This window comes from Hymenobacter agri, from assembly GCF_054778495.1.
This window is the reverse complement of the sequence record NZ_BAAGZM010000901.1, coordinates 1,326-1,783: the sequence shown is the minus strand read 5'-3', so window position 1 is coordinate 1,783 and position 458 is coordinate 1,326. Positions and strand designations below refer to the sequence as shown.

Sequence of the window (458 nt, the reverse complement as noted above, 5' to 3'; positions counted from 1 at the left end):
CCGCCACTGCCGCCACTACGGCCCCACCCGCAGCCGCCGCCGCGCCCGCCGATGCCATGTTCGTGAAAAACGAGCACCGCCTGCAGCGCGTGGCCTTCGGTGATATTCTGTATGTTGAAGGCATGAAGGAATACCTGATGCTGCACACCACCACGGGCAACATCCTCACGCTGCAATCTTTCCGGCGCGTCGAGGAAGTGCTGCCGGCCGAGCGGTTTGCGCGCATCCACAAGTCGTTTCTGGTGGCGCTCAGCCGCATCGAGCACGTCGAGCGCGGCAAGGTGCAGGTGGCGGGCCGCCTGCTGCCCGTGGGCGATACCTACCGCGACGCCTTCGCCGAGCTCATCCGGGCGCACCAGCAGCTGTAACGCCAAAGCCCCGGCGCGGAGCAGCGCCGGGGCTTTGGCGTTAATCGTCTGTCATCCTGAGCGCAGCGAAGGACCTTATCACGTCAGGAC

The 458-nt window shown here is 65.7% G+C and carries 1 protein-coding gene; it reads left to right on the top strand.

Annotation, left to right across the window (positions count from 1 at the left end; genetic code table 11):
* Positions 1-368 (top strand): LytR/AlgR family response regulator transcription factor (locus tag ACYVDE_RS23225; protein WP_460503903.1); only part of this gene is annotated, 368 nt, incomplete at its 5' end.
* Between the last annotated feature and the right edge of the window lie 90 nt (positions 369-458).